Here is a 15,745-nt window from a genome sequence, read left to right on the forward strand (position 1 = left end):
GGTCCCGCCCCGCGATCGACTATCGGCGATCGCCCCCCTTGCGAGTTGTGGGTATCCACCGATCAGCCCCGTGAGATCACGACTTAATCACGGCGCTGGTGCTCCTCGCGCTGCATGGCGTCGTTCACCTCTCCGACAAGCTCTTCGAGGATGTCCTCCAAGAAGAGGACCCCGACGAATCGGCCCTGCACGTCGCGCACGTGTCCGAGGTGGGCTCCCGAGCGCTGCATGGCGGCCAGTGCCTCCTCGACCTCGTCGTCGTAGCCGACGGGGACGAGTGCCCGGGCCCTCCAGGCGGGGACGGGCTCGGTGCGGTCGGCGCCGTCGGCGTAGAGGATGTCCTTGAGGTGCAGGTAGCCGGTGATGACGGGCTCCTCTCCCCCGTCGGCAGCCGCGTCGGTGACCGTATCGTCAGTGGCGGCCCCACCGGCCACGAGCGGGAAGCGGGAGAAGCCGGTGGAGGCCACCGCCCGCTCCACGTCCTCCGGGCTGCAGTCCCGGGGAAGGGTGACGAGCTCGCTCAAGGGCACCATGACGCTGCCGGCGGTCTCCTCGGAGAACTCCAGGGCGCCGCTGAGCAGACCGGTGGAGTCCTCCAGGACGCCCTCGGCGGTGGAGCGCTCGACGATGGAGGCGACCTCTTCGGCGTTGAAGGCCGCGGAGATCTCCTCCTTCGCCTCGATGCCCAGGACTCTCAGGACCCCGTTGGCGAAGCCGTTGAGCCCGTTGACGACCGGGCTGAAGACGCGCGAGCACCACACCAGCGGTGGGGCGAGCCAGCGCACGGCCTTCTCCGGGGAGGCGATGGAGATGTTCTTGGGAACCATCTCGCCGGCGACGACGTGCAGTCCCACGACGATGACCAGGGCGATGGCGACGGCGACGGCGTGGGAGCCGGTGTGTCCGACGCCGACGGCGGTGAGCAGGGGCTCGAGGGCGTGGGCGATGGCCGGTTCGGCGACGACCCCCAGGCCGGTGGAGCACAGGGTGACGCCGAGCTGGGCGGTGGCCAGCATGCGCGAGACGTTCTGGAGGGCCCACAGAGCGATGGTGGCGCGGGCGTCACCGGCCTCGGCCAGCGGCTCGAGCTGGCTGCGGCGCGAGGAGGTGACGGCGAACTCGGCGCCGACGAAGAAGGCGTTGCCGGACAGGAGGATGACGGTGACCACAAGGGCCAGGGGCGTGCTCATCGACGCCCCCCTTTTCGATTCCGCGTCGGATCCTGAGTCCCGGGAGTCGCGTCGGGTTCGGTGGGGCGCACGTGGAGGCGGGTGACGCGGCGCCCGTCCATGGCGTCGACGCTGAGGGAGGCGTGGGGCAGGTCGACGACGTCGCCGACGACGGGGATGCGGCCGAGCTCGGTCATGACCAGGCCGCCGAGGGTCTCGTAGGGGCCGTCGTCGGGGACCTGGATGGCGGTGCGGGTGGCGAGCTCGTCGGGGCGCATCCATCCCGGGACGACCCAGTGGCCCGAGGGGTCGAGGTGGGCGCCGGCGCGGCGGCGGTCGTGCTCGTCGGCGACGTCCCCGACGACCTCCTCGACGGCGTCCTCGAGGGTGACGACACCGGCGGTGCCGCCGTACTCGTCGACGACGACGGCCATCTGGGAGCCCTGGGCGCGCAGTTCGATCAGCAGGTCGGCCAGCGGCATGGTCTCGGGGACTCGGGGCGCGGGGGTCATGAGGGAGGTGGAGGCGACGGGGACGTCGGCGCGCCGCTCGTAGGGGACGCCGATGGCGCGGCGCAGGTGGACGATGCCCATGACGTCGTCGACGTCGCGGCCGATGACGGGGAAGCGGGAGTGGCCGGTGGCGCGGGCCAGGTGCACGACGTCCTCGGCGGAGTCGTCGGCCTCGAGGGTGTGGAGGCGGCCGCGGTCGGTCATGACGTCGACGGCGGTGAGCGCCCCCAGGCCGATGGAACGGGTGAGCAGGGTGGCGGTGGAGGCGTCGAGGGTGCCCTCCTGGGCGCTGTGGCGCACGAGGGAGGCGAGCTCGCCGGCGCTGCGGGTGCCGCTGAGCTCTTCGGCGGGTTCGATGCCCATGGCGTGCAGGACGGCGTTGGCCGCGTTGTTGAGCACGACGATGAGGGGCTTGAGCAGGGTGGTGAAGCCCATGAGGAAGGGGGCCACGAGGCCGGCGGCGCGCATGGGGTCGGCCAGGGTGGCGTTCTTGGGGATGAGCTCGCCCATGACCATGGAGAAGGCGTTGACGACGATGAGCGCGATGACGACCGCGGCACCGGTGGCCACGGAGGTGGCCAGCCAGTGGCTCATGAGGTTGGTGAGGAGGTTGGCCAGGGCGGCCTGCATCGTGTAGCCCAGGAGCACCGTGGTCAGGGTGATGCCGACCTGGGCGCCGGACAGGAGGGTGGACAGCCGGCCCAGGGCGCGCCGCACGGTACCGGCGCGCTTGTCCCCGGCGGCGGCGCGGGTCTCGACGGTGGAGGGATCGAGGGCCACCAGGGAGAACTCTCCGGCCACGAACAGGGCGGTGCCCACGGTGAGGACCACGCCGACGGCGATCATGAGCCAGTCGGTCATGCGGGCCCCTCCCCAACGTGGGGCGCGGCGTGGGCGCCGGAGGCGGACGAGCCGGGGTGGGGTTGGTCAGAGGCGGGCGAGGAGGCGCGGTGCGTGCGGGTGCGGCGCCTTGAGGCCCGGCGGAAAGCCGATCGCATAGTGACGGAACGGTACCACCGCCGGGCTCCTCCGGGCCGGTCACGGGGCCGGGCCACGAGCGGCGTCACGGCCGGGACACGCGTGTGTCCTTGGTCCCGCATTGCTCGCCCGAGTCGTCCCCGGCCTCCTAGGATGTCCTATGGACACCGCCGTTCCTCCCCGGGTCCCGCCGAGGTTCCCAGCGTCGGAACGGCAGACTGACGAGTTCACCGAGGAGACCCGACGTGCCCACGCAGGACCAGACCAGCCCCGGCTTCGGCGCCAACGAGTGGATGGTGGAGGAGATGCGGGCCGCCTGGTCGGCTGATCCCTCCTCGGTGAGTCACCAGTGGCGTGAGCTCTTCGAGTCCGACCCGAGCGCCGGTCTGCGGCGGCCGATCCCGACCACCTCGAACGTCTTCGCCAACGGATCTGCGTCGTCGGCCCCCGGGGAGCCGCGCCGGGCCACCATCACAACTCAGGCCACCGCCCCCCGGCGCCGCTCCTCCGCGGTCCAGGACGTCACCCGCTCCGACCTTCCCCCCCCTCCCACGACCTGGAGGGCGACGGCTGCGAGGACAGCTCCGTGCGCCTCAAGGGCGCAGCCGCCCGCACCGCCAAGAACATGGACGACTCCCTGTCCATGCCCACGGCCACCTCCGCCCGGGCCGTCCCCGCCAAGGTCCTCATCGAGAACCGCGCCATCATCAACAGCCACCTGGCCCGCACCCGCGGCGGCAAGGTCTCCTTCACCCACCTCATCGGCTGGGCGGTGGTCGAGTCCCTCTCCGAGATGCCCTCGATGAACGTCTCCTACGGCGTCGACGAGGCCGGCAAGCCGGTCCTGAACGAGCCCGCACACGTGGCCCTCGGCCTGGCCATCGACGTGCCCGGCGCCGACGGTCAGCGCCGTCTGCTGGTGCCCTCCATCAAGCAGGCCGACCTCATGGACCTGTCCCGGTTCGTGGAGGCCTACGAGGCGCTCGTGGCCAAGGCTCGCGAGAACAAGCTGGACCTCGACGACTTCCGGGGTACCACCGTGACCCTGACCAACCCCGGCATGATCGGCACCCTGCACTCGGTACCGCGCCTCATGCCCGGTCAGGGCCTCATCGTGGGGGTCGGAAGCATGGACTACCCAGCGGCCTTCGCCGGCGCCAGCCCCGACACCCTGGCCCGCCAGGGTGTCGGCAAGGTCGTCACCCTGACCTCCACCTACGACCACCGCGTCATCCAGGGCGCCGCCTCGGGCGAGTTCCTGCGCCTGGTGGAGCGCAAGCTCCTGGGCCTGGACGGCTTCTGGAACCGGGCCTTCGAGTCCCTGCGCATCCCCCACGAGCCGGTCGAGTGGGTGCGCGACACCACCTACGACCCGGAGCTGGAGACCGGTAAGCCGGCGCGCGTGGCCGAACTCATCCACGCCTTCCGCCAGCGCGGCCACCTGGCCGCCGACACCGACCCGCTCACCTACCGCCTGCGCCACCACCCCGATCTGGACATCACCTCCTACGGGCTGAGTCTGTGGGACCTGGACCGCTCCTTCCCCACCAGGGGCCTGGGCGGGCGCGACCGTGCCACCCTGCGCGAGATCCTCAAGATGCTGCGCGACGCCTACTGCCGCACCGTGGGTGTGGAGTACATGCACATCCAGGACCCGGCCCAGCGCCTCTGGTGGCAGGAGCGCCTCGAGCGCGACTGGGAGGACATCGGCGACGAGGAGCGCCGTCGGATCCTCACCAAGCTGGAGCAGGCCGAGGCCTTCGAGACCTTCCTGCAGACCAAGTACGTGGGCCAGAAGCGCTTCAGCCTCGAGGGCGGGGAGTCCCTCATCGTGGCCCTGGACCGCCTGCTCGACGCCGCCGCCCATGACGGCCTCGACGAGGTCGTCATCGGCATGGCCCACCGCGGCCGGCTCAACGTGCTCACCAACATCGCCGGCAAGTCCTACGCTCAGGTCTTCGACGAGTTCGAGGGCAACGGCGTCATCGAGGGCGCCGGCACCGGGGACGTCAAGTACCACCTGGGCACCGAGGGCGTCTTCACGGGGACCGACGGCGTGTCCACCCGCGTCTCCCTGGCCGCCAACCCCTCCCACCTGGAGACGGTCGACGGCGTCGTCGAGGGGATCGTGCGCGCCAAGCAGGACCGCATCGGCCTGGGCGAGAAGGGCTACACGGTCATGCCGGTCCTCGTCCACGGCGACGCGGCCTTCGCCGGCCAGGGCGTGGTCTACGAGACCCTCAACATGAGCCAGCTGCCCGCCTACCGCACCGGCGGCACCGTCCACATCATCGTCAACAACCAGATCGGCTTCACCACCGGATCGGCCTCGGCCCGCTCCACCACCTACGCCACCGACCTGGCCAAGGGCCTGCAGGTGCCGATCTTCCACGTCAACGCCGACGACCCCGAGACGGTCGCCCGCACCGCCCGCCACGCGTACGAGTACCGGCGTACCTTCCACAAGGACGTCATCATCGACCTCATCTGCTACCGGCGCCGCGGGCACAACGAGGGCGACGACCCCTCGATGACCCAGCCGCTCATGTACCGGCTCATCGACTCCCTGGACTCCACCCGCGGGGTGTACACCGCCGCCCTCGTGGGGCGCGGCGACATCACCCCCGAGGAGGCCCACGAGATCGCCGAGAGCTACCAGGAAGAGCTGGAGCGGATCTTCACCGAGGCCCACATCCAGGTCACCGGAGGCGCCGACGGCGCACTCGCCCCGGCAGCCGACTCCTCCGCCCAGGACCTGTCCGACCCCACGAAGGTCGGCGTGCCCCTGTCCTCCCTGGAGATCCCCTCCTCCCAGCAGGCGGGCAGCGGCATGATGATCGGCTGGACCTCGGCGGTGGCGCGCGACGTCGTCGAGCGCATCGGGGACGCCCAGGTCGCCTGGCCGGCCTCCTTCACCGTCCACCCCAAGCTCCAGGCCATGCTCGCCAAGCGGCGTGAGGCCACCCGCGAGGGCGGTATCGACTGGGGCCTGGGCGAGCTCATCGCCCTGGGGAGCCTGCTCATGGAGGGCGTACCGATCCGCGTGGCCGGTGAGGACGCCCGCCGTGCCACCTTCGCCCAACGTCACGCCGTCCTGCACGACCACGCCTCCGGCCAGGAGTGGACACCGCTGAACTTCCTCACCCCGGACCAGGCGCCGCTGGAGATCTACGACTCGCTGCTCAGCGAGTACGCCGCCCTGGCCTTCGAGTACGGCTACTCGGTGGAGCGGCCCGAGGGGCTGACGATGTGGGAGGCCCAGTTCGGCGACTTCGCCAACGGCGCCCAGTCCGTCATCGACGAGTACGTCACCTCCGCCGCCCAGAAGTGGGGCCAGCGCTCCGGCCTGGTCATGCTCCTGCCCCACGGCCAGGAGGGACAGGGACCGGACCACTCCTCGGCCCGCATCGAGCGCTACCTTCAGATGTGCGCGCAGGACAACATGCTGGTGGCCCAGCCCTCCACGCCCGCCAACTACTTCCATCTGCTGCGCGAGCACACCTACCACCGCCCGCGCCGCCCGCTCATCGTCTTTACCCCCAAGCAGCTGCTGCGGCTCAAGACCGCGTGCTCGCCGGTGGAGGACTTCACCTCCGGCACGTTCCAGCCCGTCATCGGGGAGGTCGACGACGACGTCCTGACCGCGGCGCAGGATCAGGACGTGGACCGGGTACTGCTGTGCTCTGGGCGCGTCTACTACGACCTGCTGGCCCACCGCACCAAGACCGGGGACACGAGTACCGCCATCGTCCGCCTCGAGCAGCTCTACCCGCTTCAGACCTCGGCCATCGCCGAGGCGCTGGCGCCCTTCAGCGGGGCCGAGCTGGTATGGGTGCAGGACGAGCCCGCCAACCAGGGCATGTGGCCCTACCTGGCGCTTCATCTGCCCGCGGACCTGACCGGAGGTGTTCTGCCCACGCTGATCTCCCGCGCCGAGGCCGCTGCCCCGGCCGTGGGAACCGCAGGCGTCCACCGCGCCCAGCAGGAGGAGATCATCCGCCACGCCTTCGCCCGTGCCTGAGAGCAGGCTGACCATCGCCGGTTCATCTCCGGCCAAGCCCGCCGAAATGCCGTCAGCCTCCCGCGCCGCATCGCAAGGTCACGATAATGTCAAGACAGCATGAGGGATCATGAGGGACGAGGAGGCGCTGCCATGCGTGAGACGAGGCTGAGCTTCATCGGCGACGAGCTGGTGGCCGGTCATGGTGACGGACGCGCTCTGGGCTGGACGGGCCGGGTCATGGCCCGCACACCTCGGGACGCCGACATCCTGTGGACCTCACTGGCGGTTCCCGGTGAGACGACCGCGCAGATGTCCGACCGCTGGGGGCCTGAGGTGGCCCGCCGCTCCACGCACACCGGTATCAACCGGCTCGTGGTGGGGTTGGGCGTGGCCGACGTGCTTGCCGGCATCTCCTACGCCCGCTCCCGCCTGGCCCTGGCCAATATCCTCGACACTGCTGCCTCCGACCACCGAGAGTGCTTCGTCGTCGGGCCGCCTCCCCTGCCCGAGGCCGATCCCGACGCCACCGCCCAGCTCTCCCAGGCCGCCGAGGAGGTGTGCCTGCGCCGCAACGTGCCCTACGTGGACGCCTTCGAGCCGCTGCGCAACCACGAGCAGTGGACGGCCGACGTCGCGGCCGCCGGCGGCACGCACCCGGGCCAGGCCGGCTACGGACTGCTGGCCTGGCTGGTGCTGCACCGCGGCTGGTACGAGTGGCTCGGCGTCGAGCGCCCCGAGTCCTGAGGCGCTGACACCCCACCGGGTCAGGCCGGCGCCGGGGAGCCCCCGGTCGTCGGCTTGGATGCGGCGAAGATGTCGCCGGTTATCCCCACCATGCGGTTGGAGACGCGCTTGTTGAAGAATCCGATGATGGGGCCGATGAAGAAGCCCATGATGACCGTTCCCAAAGCGATGATGCCCAGTGAGAGGTCGAACCTGATGAGGATAAGGGCCAGGAGAATCGTGATGATGTCCTGGACCATCCGGTAGGCACGGTAGCTGCAGCGCGGGAAGTGGCGCCTGAGCGAGGGCGCGATGCCGTCGTAGGGGCACTGGCCCAGGTCGCAGGTGATGTACATGGAGACCCCCAGGCAGAACAGCGGAAGCCCGATGGCCAGGTGCAGGAGCATGCTGCCCAAGGAGTACTCGACGTGGAAGACGCTGCGGTAGATCGGGCGGAAGTAGTCCACGAAGACGCCCACGACGGTGAAGTTGATGACCGTCCCCAGACCGAAGATGGACCGGTCGAAGGGAAAGACGAGGATCAGCATGATGATGTTGACGATCGGGACGATCGCGGCGAAGGAGATCCCTGAGACGTGGGAGACGCCCTGAAGGAAGGCCGTGAACGGGTCGACGCCGCTCTTGCCCTCCAGACAGATCGCAATCCCGCAGGCCGTGATCACCTGCCCCACAAAGCACACGAGAATACGTCGCAGGAGAGAGTTGTCAGAGAGTGTCCATTGGTCTTTCGCTGTCAGGTTCCTCAGGTTCATGTCACACCGCCGTCGTTGAGGAGGAGCCGGCAAGGCCATGTCCACGAGACACCGCCGGGTTCCTCAAGGAGGGGCTGGACAGTGCCCCTCACCACGAATCAGGCCGTGTTCCGCGACTCGCATGTCAGCGTCTCATCACCGTCAAGGCCGTAGGGCCCAGACGGCGACCTCGGGCCAGTCCCTGACCAGGACGGTTCCAGGACGGTTCACGAACGACGTCGGCCGGTCACCGCAGTAGTGACCGGCCGACGCCTGTTGAGTCTCAGGGTGCCGCGCTTAGCGCGCTACCCGGCTCAGGCGTTGGGACGCTTGCCGTGATTGGCGCTGGACTTCGCACGTGCACGACGCTTACGACCGCGCTTGCTCATAACTGCCTCCTCGTGTCTGGACTTGCCCCACGAGGGGGCACGGAACGCCGCTGATTGTCGCACACGGCGACTTGACCCGGCCAGTCTCACGCCGCCGACCAACCGGTGAAGGCGACCACACGTCTCCGCGGGCAACGGCTCCGGCCACGGACCGGGCCAGGCCGGACCGAACGGTGAGGAGTCTCAGTCCTCCTGGACGTGAATGGTTCGCGAGGACTCGACCCGGGACTCCACGATGCGCACGACCCTTCCGGAAGCGGAGGCCTGAGTCCGGGTCGTGGTCGACGTCGTCGTCACGCTCACCGAGGTGGCCCGCAGCGTCGACAGGCGCCCCAGGACGCGGGCGCGCAGCTCGGGGGGAGCCTGCTCGGCGCAACGCGAGCGCAGGATCTCGCGCAGGTGGGTCTCGGCGTCGGCGATGCGCGAGCAGTACGGGCAGGTGGCCACGTGCTGGGCGAGGCGCTCGGTGAGGTCGGCGGTGCACTCCCGGTCGAGGAAGGCCTCCAGGTGGGCGCGGGCCTCAGCGCAGGAGCAGTCCTGGGACCCGACCGCGGCCTTGGCTGTCTTGGGAGTCTCAGCGGTCTCAGCGTTCTTCTCGCTGCCTGTCCCCGGTTCCATGCGGTCTCTCATTTCTCCTCCTCCCCGTATCCGTACTCTCGGGCGTAGTCGGCCAGCAGCTCGCGCAGCTGGCGGCGCCCGCGGTGCAGTCGGGACATGACGGTCCCGATCGGCGTGTCCATGATCTCGGCGATCTCCTTGTAGGAGAAGCCCTCCACGTCCGCCAGGTAGACGGCCAGGCGCCGGTCCTCGGTGAGCTGCCCCAGGGCCTCCTTGATGTCGGAGTCCGGCAGGGCGTCCAGGGCGAGGTTCTCGGCACTGGGCAGCCCCACCGAGTCGTGGGAGGCGGCCCGGTGCAGCTGCCAGTCCTCGACGGTGTCCGCGTCGGACTGGAGCGGCTCGCGCTGCTTCTTACGGTAGGAGTTGATGAAGGTGTTGGTCAGGATCCGATAGAGCCAGGCCTTGAGGTTGGTGCCGGGCCGGTACTGGTGGAAGGAGCCGAAGGCCTTGGCGTAGGCGTCCTGCACGAGGTCCTCGGCGTCGGCCCGGTTGCGGGTCATGCGCAGGGCGGCACCGTAGAGCTGGTCGAGGTAGGGCAGGGCCTCCACCTCGAAGCGGGCGGCCCGGGCCGCCTCGTCCTCGTCGGCGGGGGCACGGTCGAGATCGTCGGCGGAGTCATCCGGATCGATCACCTCATCCAGGGTGATCTCGTCTGTGTGGTCGTCGATGTCCGTCATCGTCCACGAGCCTAGCCCGAGCCGGGTCCCCCGGGTGTCATCGGCGCCCAGGGAGCTGGTCACTGCGGTGGGTCGGGCCGGGCGACCGACGGGCCGGTCGTGCCGGCGGAGCGGGCCGCTCGTCGGGGCGCCCCGGCGACGAGCGGTCCTGCTCGACGTCGGCGCGGTCGGCTGCTGAGTGCTCATGTCCTGAGCAACAGGGCGCTGCCCCGGATTCATTCCCCGTCCGCGCTCAGCGAGGCGTGCGCCACCTTCGAGCGGCGATGCCGCTGGCCCGAGCCGCTTCGGTGCGTCAGGATGGGGGCATGAACATTCTGCGCTCCTTCGCCCGCCCGATGCTCGCTGCGCCCTTCATCGTCGATGGGTTCGACGCCCTCGTGCGCCCGTCACGTCACGTGGAGAAGTTCGAGAAGGTCGCCCCAACCCTGGAGCGCGCCGGCCTGCCTCCGGTGCTGACCTCGGACGCCCGCATGCTCACCCGTGCCTCGGGCGCCGTGAGCCTCGTGGCCGGGCTGGGGCTGGCCGCCGGCCGGGCGCCCCGCACGAACGCCACGATCCTGGCGGCTCTCAACATCCCGCTCACGGCCGTCAACAACCCCGTGTGGGCGGTCAAGGGGACCCAGGCCCGAAAGGAGGCTCTCTCCGGCCTGCTGCGTGGGGCCGCCGTGGGAGCCGGCCTGGTCCTGGCCACCGTCGACCGTCAGGGCAAGCCGTCCCTGGCCTGGCGGATGCGCAACTCCCGCCAGCAGCGCGAGGCCGTCCAGGCCGCTCGGGAGGCCGTCCGCCAGCGCTACGTCACCGCCTGAGGCACACTGCCGCAGCCCATCGGCTCGGCTCCGGGTGCGACGTCGGACACTGCCGTCGCTCACAGTCATGTCACTGCTGCTCCGGCCGCCCCACCACTTCTGAAGTGTCACCTGGGCGTCACAGGTGACGGCTACGCTCAAGCCGTCCACTCGGATCCGGTGCAGCGCCGTCTCACCACCGCTTCACCGCCATCTCAACCATCACGCGCAGACACGTCATCGACACGCAGGGAGTACCTATGACCGTCCAGTCCGCCCAGCCGGCCCAGGCAAGTCAGTCGGCCCAGGCAGAACAGACCGTGGAGCCCGATGTCATCTACACCTGGACCGATGAGGCGCCGATGCTGGCGACCCACTCCTTCCTGCCGATCATGCGGGGCTTCGCCCAGCGGGCCGGCGTGAGCGTGGGGACCGCAGACATCTCGCTGGCGGGCCGCATCCTGGCGGCCTTCTCCCTGGCCGACGACGATCTGGCGCGCCTGGGCGAACTCACCCAGTCGCCCGCGGCCACCATCATCAAGCTGCCCAACATCTCGGCCTCCCTGCCCCAGCTCAAGGCCGCCATCGCCGAGCTGCAGGCCCTGGGCTACGAGATCCCCGACTACCCCGACTCCCCGACCACGCCCGCTGAGCGCGAGGCACGCGCCACCTACGACGCCGTCAAGGGCAGCGCCGTCAACCCCGTCCTGCGCGAGGGCAACTCCGACAGGCGCGCCCCGGCGGCCGTCAAGGCCTACGCCCGCTCGCACCCGCACTCGATGGGGACCTGGTCACCCGAGTCGCGCACCCGTGTGGCCACGATGGAGGCCGGCGACTTCCGGCACAACGAGCGCAGCGTCATCGTCCCCGAGGCCGGCACGCTGCAGATCCGGCTGCGCCCGGCCGACGGCGCGGCACCGGTCGTCCTGCGTGAGTCACTGCCAGTGACGGCCGGGGAGGTCGTGGACGCCACCTTCATGAGCGCCGCAGCCCTCGATGAGTTCCTGGCCGCTCAGGTGGCCGCCGCCAAGGACGAGGACCTGCTGCTGTCAGTGCATCTCAAGGCCACGATGATGAAGGTCTCCGACCCGCTCATCTTCGGTCACGCGGTGCGCGCCACCCTGCCGGGCGTCTTCTCAACCTACGGCGAGGTGCTCGCCGAGGCCGGTCTGCGCGCCGAGGACGGCCTGGCCTCGATCCTGGCGGGCCTGGAGGAGCTGGCCCAGGGCGAGGAGATCCGCGCCGCCATCGAGACCGAGCTGGCCGCCGGGCCGCGCCTGTCCATGGTGGACTCCGACCGCGGTATCACGAACCTGCACGTGCCCAGCGATGTCATCATCGACGCCTCCATGCCCGCCATGATCCGGGCCGGCGGCCATCTGTGGGGGCCGGACGGACGGACCGCGGACACGATCGCCGTCGTCCCGGACTCCTCCTACGCCGGGCTCTATCAGGCCGTCATCGAGGACTGCCGCACCCACGGGGCCCTGGACCCGACCACCATGGGCTCAGTGTCCAACGTGGGCCTCATGGCCCACAAGGCCGAGGAGTACGGCAGCCACGACAAGACCTTCCTCATCCCGGCCGACGGCACTGTCGAGGTCGTCGTGGTCGAGGGCACGGGCACCGAGCCGGGCACGGTGCTCCTGTCCCATGAGGTGGCGGCCGGCGACATCTGGCGGGCCTGCACCACCCAGGACACCCCCATCCGCGACTGGGTGCACCTGGCGGTCACCCGGGCGCGGGCCACCGGCGCACCGGCCGTGTTCTGGCTGGATCCCGAGCGCGGCCACGACGCCGTCCTCAGCGACCTGGTGCGCCGCTACCTGGGTCAGGAGGACACCGAGGGCCTGGACATCCGCATCCTGGACCCGGTGGAGGCCACGCGCCTGTCCCTGGAGCGAGCCCGCCGCGGCGAGGACACGATCTCAGTGACCGGCAACGTCCTGCGTGACTACAACACGGACCTCTTCCCCATCCTCGAGCTGGGCACGAGTGCCAAGATGCTCTCGGTGGTGCCGCTGATGAACGGCGGCGGCCTGTATGAGACCGGGGCCGGGGGCTCGGCCCCCAAGCACGTGCGCCAGCTGCTCGAGGAGGACTACCTGCGCTGGGACTCCCTGGGCGAGTTCCTGGCCCTGGCCGAGGCCCTCCACCACGTGGCCCAGGTCAGCGGCAACGACCGCGCTGAGGTCCTGGCCACCGCCCTGGAGGCCGCCACTGCCCGGCTGCTGGAGGAGAACCGCTCGCCGGCGCGCCGCCTGGGGCAGATCGACAACCGCGGCTCGCACGCCTGGCTGGCCCTGTACTGGGCCCGCGAGCTGGCGGCCCAGCAGACCAGTCCGGAGGTGGCCGCCGTCTTCGACCCGATCGCTCAGCAGCTCGAGGCCTTCAACGACACGATCCAGGCCGAGCTGCTGGCCGTCCAGGGCTCACCGGTGGACATCGGCGGCTACTACCGCCCCGATGAGGCCCTGACCGACGCCGTCATGCGCCCCTCGGCAACCCTCAACGCCGTCATCGAGGCGCTCGCATGACCGGCAGCGCCGGCACTGTCGGCGCTGCCAGTGCCGGCTCGGGCGATTCAGCCGACTCGACCGAGCCGTGGCACGCCCCAGTGGCGGCGGGGGCGCTGGAGGCGGTCGTGGAGCTGCCGGGGTCGAAGTCGCTGAGCGCGCGCGCCCTGCTGCTGGCCGCCGTCGCTGACGCGCCGACCACGCTCACCGGGCTCCTGCGCTCACGCGACACCGAGCTCATGCTCGCCGCCCTCACGGTGCTCGGGGCCCGCTTCGAGGATCTCAACGCCTCTGGCACGCAGCTGCGCATCACCCCCGCTCCCCTGCCGCTGCGCGTTCAGACCGGCCCCGACGGCGTCGGCCGTATCGACGTCGGCCTGGCCGGGACCGTCATGCGGTTCGTGCCCGCGCTCGCCGCCCTGGCCGACGCCCCGGTCGTCTTCGACGGGGACGAGGCCGCCCGGCGCCGCCCCATGGCGCCGCTGCTCGACGCGTTGGCCGCCCTGGGCGCGGAGGTGACCCACCTCGGTGAGCCCGGCTTCCTGCCCGTACGCATCGGCCCCGGTGACGGCGCACTCCTGCGAGCCCAGGGCACCCGGGTGACGGTTGATGGCTCGGCCTCCTCCCAGTTCGTCTCCGCCCTCCTGCTCCTGGGGGCCCTCCTGCCCGGCGGTCTGGAGCTCACCCCCACCGGGCCAGTGCCCTCGCTGACGCATGTGGCCATGACGGTGGCGACGCTGCGCGAACGGGGCATCGCCGTCGACGAGCCCGCCCCCTGGGCCGGCGACGGCGAGCGCACCTGGCGGGTTCACCCGGGCCGCCCCCGCGGCGGGCAGGTGACGATCGAGCCGGACCTGTCCAACGCCGGTCCCTTCCTGGCGGCGGCCCTCGTGGCCGGCGGCCGGGTGAGCGTCCCCCACTGGCCCGCGGCCACGACCCAGGCCGGCGACGCCTGGCGCGAGCTCCTGCCCCGCCTGGGTGGAACCGTGACGCTCACCGATGAGACCCTCACGGCCAGCGGCACCGGGCGGCTGACCGGCCTCGAGGCGGACCTGTCCGACGTCGGCGAGCTCGTCCCCACGGTGGCGGCCCTGGCGACCCTCGCCGGGGCGCAGGGCCACGCCAGCGCCCTCACCGGAATCGCGCACCTGCGCGGGCACGAGACCGACCGCCTGGCAGCCCTGGCCACCGAGATCCGTCTCCTGGGCGGGGACGCCGAGGAGACCGCCGACGGGCTCATCATCCGCCCCGCCCCGCTGCACGGCGCCGCCCTGCACTCCTACGCCGACCACCGGATGGCCACCTTCGCCGCCATCATCGGCCTGGGCGTGGACGGGGTTCGCCTGGACGACATCGAGTGCACCTCCAAGACGCTCCCCGGCTTCGCGGGCCTGTGGACCGCCATGCTCGCCACCGCAGCCGGGGAGCATGGCGCTGGGGCGGGCACTGAGCCGGGCACTCCGGGAGATCGCGCCTGATGGCCCGGCGCGACATCGGCACCGACGATCCCCGGGTTCGGGTCCGCCCCGGCCGGGGCTCGCGCCCCCGCACCAAGCAGCGCCCCCGCCACGCCGACGCGGTCCTGGGCATGGTCACCCGCATCGATCGCGGCCACTACCGCATCCGCCTCGACGACCCGAGCCTGACCGAGGACTCCAGCGGCGACATCACCGCCATGAAGGCCCGCGAGCTCGGCCGGGGCAAGGTCGTCGTCGGAGACCGGGTCGCCGTCGTCGGGGACACCAGCGGGCGCACCGGGACCCTGGCCCGCATGGTGCGCATCGAGGAGCGCGCCACCCTGCTGCGCCGCAGCGCCGAGGACGGCGACGCCGCCGGCACCGAGCGCGCGATCGTCGCCAACGCGCGCCAGCTCGTCATCGTCACCGCCGTGGCTGACCCCGAGCCGCGTCCGCGGATGATCGACCGCTACCTCGTGGCCGCCTACGACGCCGGCATGGAACCGCTCATCGTGCTCACCAAGGCCGACCTGGCCGACGCCGCCCCGCTGACGGACCTCTACAGCCCCCTCGGCGTGCGCTGCCTGGCCACCCGCCTGCACCCCGGCGCCTCAGAGGACGAGGCCGCCCCCACCGAGATCGAGGGGTCAAAGGAGCAGGCCGACGACGGCGTCGAGGCGGTCCGCCGGGCGCTCACCGGCACCGTCTCGGTGCTCGTCGGTCACTCCGGGGTCGGCAAGTCCACGCTCATCAACGCGGTCGTGCCCGGCGCCGACCGCGCCACCGGGCACGTCAACGAGGTCACCGGCCGCGGCCGCCACACCTCCACCAGCCTCCAGGCCCTCGCCCTGCCCGGCGGCGGCTGGGTCATCGACACCCCCGGTGTGCGCTCCTTCGGGGTCTCCCACGTCAGCAGTGCCGACGTCCTGCGCGGCTTCCCGGATCTGACGGCCGTGGCCGAGGACTGTCCGCGCGGGTGCACCCATGAGGAGGGCGTCGTCGACTGCGCCCTGGACGAGTGGGCGAGCGAGCCGGATTCCCCCGAAGAGCGCGGAGCCCGCGTGGAGTCCTTCCGGCGGTTGCTGGTGCCCTCGCTTGAGGCTGAGGATCCCACCAAACCCTGAACAACCTCCCACTGCTGAGCGGCGGCGCCCCACGAGCGCTCC

General features: G+C 71.1%; 11 protein-coding genes and 1 pseudogene. 6 read left to right on the top strand and 6 right to left on the bottom strand.

The window, feature by feature from the left end; all coding sequences use genetic code 11:
- Positions 1-83: 83 nt before the first annotated feature.
- Positions 84-1,190, bottom strand: coding sequence for a hemolysin family protein (locus tag BQ8008_RS07670; RefSeq protein WP_108833499.1), 1,107 nt, complete (start codon positions 1,188-1,190; stop codon positions 84-86).
- Entirely contained in the window at positions 1,187-2,542 is a 1,356-nt protein-coding gene (locus BQ8008_RS07675; RefSeq protein WP_108833500.1) for a hemolysin family protein, read from the bottom strand. The genes BQ8008_RS07670 and BQ8008_RS07675 overlap by 4 nt, the downstream gene beginning before the upstream one ends.
- 362 nt (positions 2,543-2,904) lie before the next feature.
- Between BQ8008_RS07675 and BQ8008_RS07680 the strand changes: the two are divergent.
- Together BQ8008_RS07680 and BQ8008_RS07685 are read left to right on the top strand one after the other, a co-directional pair.
- Positions 2,905-6,680: pseudogene (locus BQ8008_RS07680) on the top strand (multifunctional oxoglutarate decarboxylase/oxoglutarate dehydrogenase thiamine pyrophosphate-binding subunit/dihydrolipoyllysine-residue succinyltransferase subunit).
- A 132-nt stretch (positions 6,681-6,812) separates the two neighbouring features.
- Positions 6,813-7,406: a GDSL-type esterase/lipase family protein gene (locus tag BQ8008_RS07685; protein ID WP_003785741.1), complete on the top strand. Its 594-nt coding sequence runs from the start codon at positions 6,813-6,815 to the stop codon at positions 7,404-7,406.
- Positions 7,407-7,426: 20 nt separating this feature from the next.
- Here the strand turns inward: BQ8008_RS07685 and BQ8008_RS07690 are convergent, their stop codons facing one another.
- The 4 genes from BQ8008_RS07690 to BQ8008_RS07700 all read right to left on the bottom strand — a co-directional run bounded on the left by BQ8008_RS07690 (position 7,427) and on the right by BQ8008_RS07700 (position 9,821).
- On the bottom strand, positions 7,427-8,077 hold the full coding sequence (locus tag BQ8008_RS07690; protein WP_234415281.1) for a YczE/YyaS/YitT family protein: 651 nt from the start codon (positions 8,075-8,077) through the stop codon (positions 7,427-7,429).
- 374 nt (positions 8,078-8,451) lie between these two features.
- Entirely contained in the window at positions 8,452-8,526 is a 75-nt protein-coding gene (locus BQ8008_RS14120; RefSeq protein ID WP_370538935.1) for a 50S ribosomal protein bL37, read from the bottom strand.
- A gap of 183 nt (positions 8,527-8,709) precedes the next feature.
- On the bottom strand, positions 8,710-9,156 hold the full coding sequence (rsrA, locus tag BQ8008_RS07695; RefSeq protein ID WP_108833502.1) for a mycothiol system anti-sigma-R factor: 447 nt from the start codon (positions 9,154-9,156) through the stop codon (positions 8,710-8,712).
- Entirely contained in the window at positions 9,153-9,821 is a 669-nt protein-coding gene (locus tag BQ8008_RS07700) for a sigma-70 family RNA polymerase sigma factor (RefSeq protein ID WP_108833503.1), read from the bottom strand. Before BQ8008_RS07700 ends, rsrA begins: the two co-directional genes overlap by 4 nt.
- Before the next feature lie 305 nt (positions 9,822-10,126).
- On the opposite strand from BQ8008_RS07700, the gene BQ8008_RS07705 reads away from it, so the two are divergent.
- From BQ8008_RS07705 to rsgA, 4 genes are all read left to right on the top strand, one after another.
- Positions 10,127-10,627, top strand: coding sequence for a DoxX family protein (locus tag BQ8008_RS07705; protein ID WP_108833504.1), 501 nt, complete (start codon positions 10,127-10,129; stop codon positions 10,625-10,627).
- 239 nt (positions 10,628-10,866) lie between these two features.
- Entirely contained in the window at positions 10,867-13,143 is a 2,277-nt protein-coding gene (locus BQ8008_RS07710; RefSeq protein ID WP_108833505.1) for an NADP-dependent isocitrate dehydrogenase, read from the top strand.
- On the top strand, positions 13,140-14,600 hold the full coding sequence (aroA, locus tag BQ8008_RS07715) for a 3-phosphoshikimate 1-carboxyvinyltransferase (protein ID WP_108833506.1): 1,461 nt from the start codon (positions 13,140-13,142) through the stop codon (positions 14,598-14,600). Before BQ8008_RS07710 ends, aroA begins: the two co-directional genes overlap by 4 nt.
- Positions 14,600-15,703 carry a ribosome small subunit-dependent GTPase A gene (gene rsgA, locus BQ8008_RS07720; RefSeq protein ID WP_108833507.1) on the top strand — a complete coding sequence of 368 codons (1,104 nt, stop codon included), beginning with the start codon at positions 14,600-14,602 and terminating at the stop codon, positions 15,701-15,703. The genes aroA and rsgA overlap by 1 nt, the downstream gene beginning before the upstream one ends.
- Positions 15,704-15,745 lie beyond the last annotated feature (42 nt).

It is taken from the genome of Actinomyces sp. Marseille-P3109 (genome assembly GCF_900323545.1).
GTDB lineage: Bacteria > Actinomycetota > Actinomycetes > Actinomycetales > Actinomycetaceae > Actinomyces.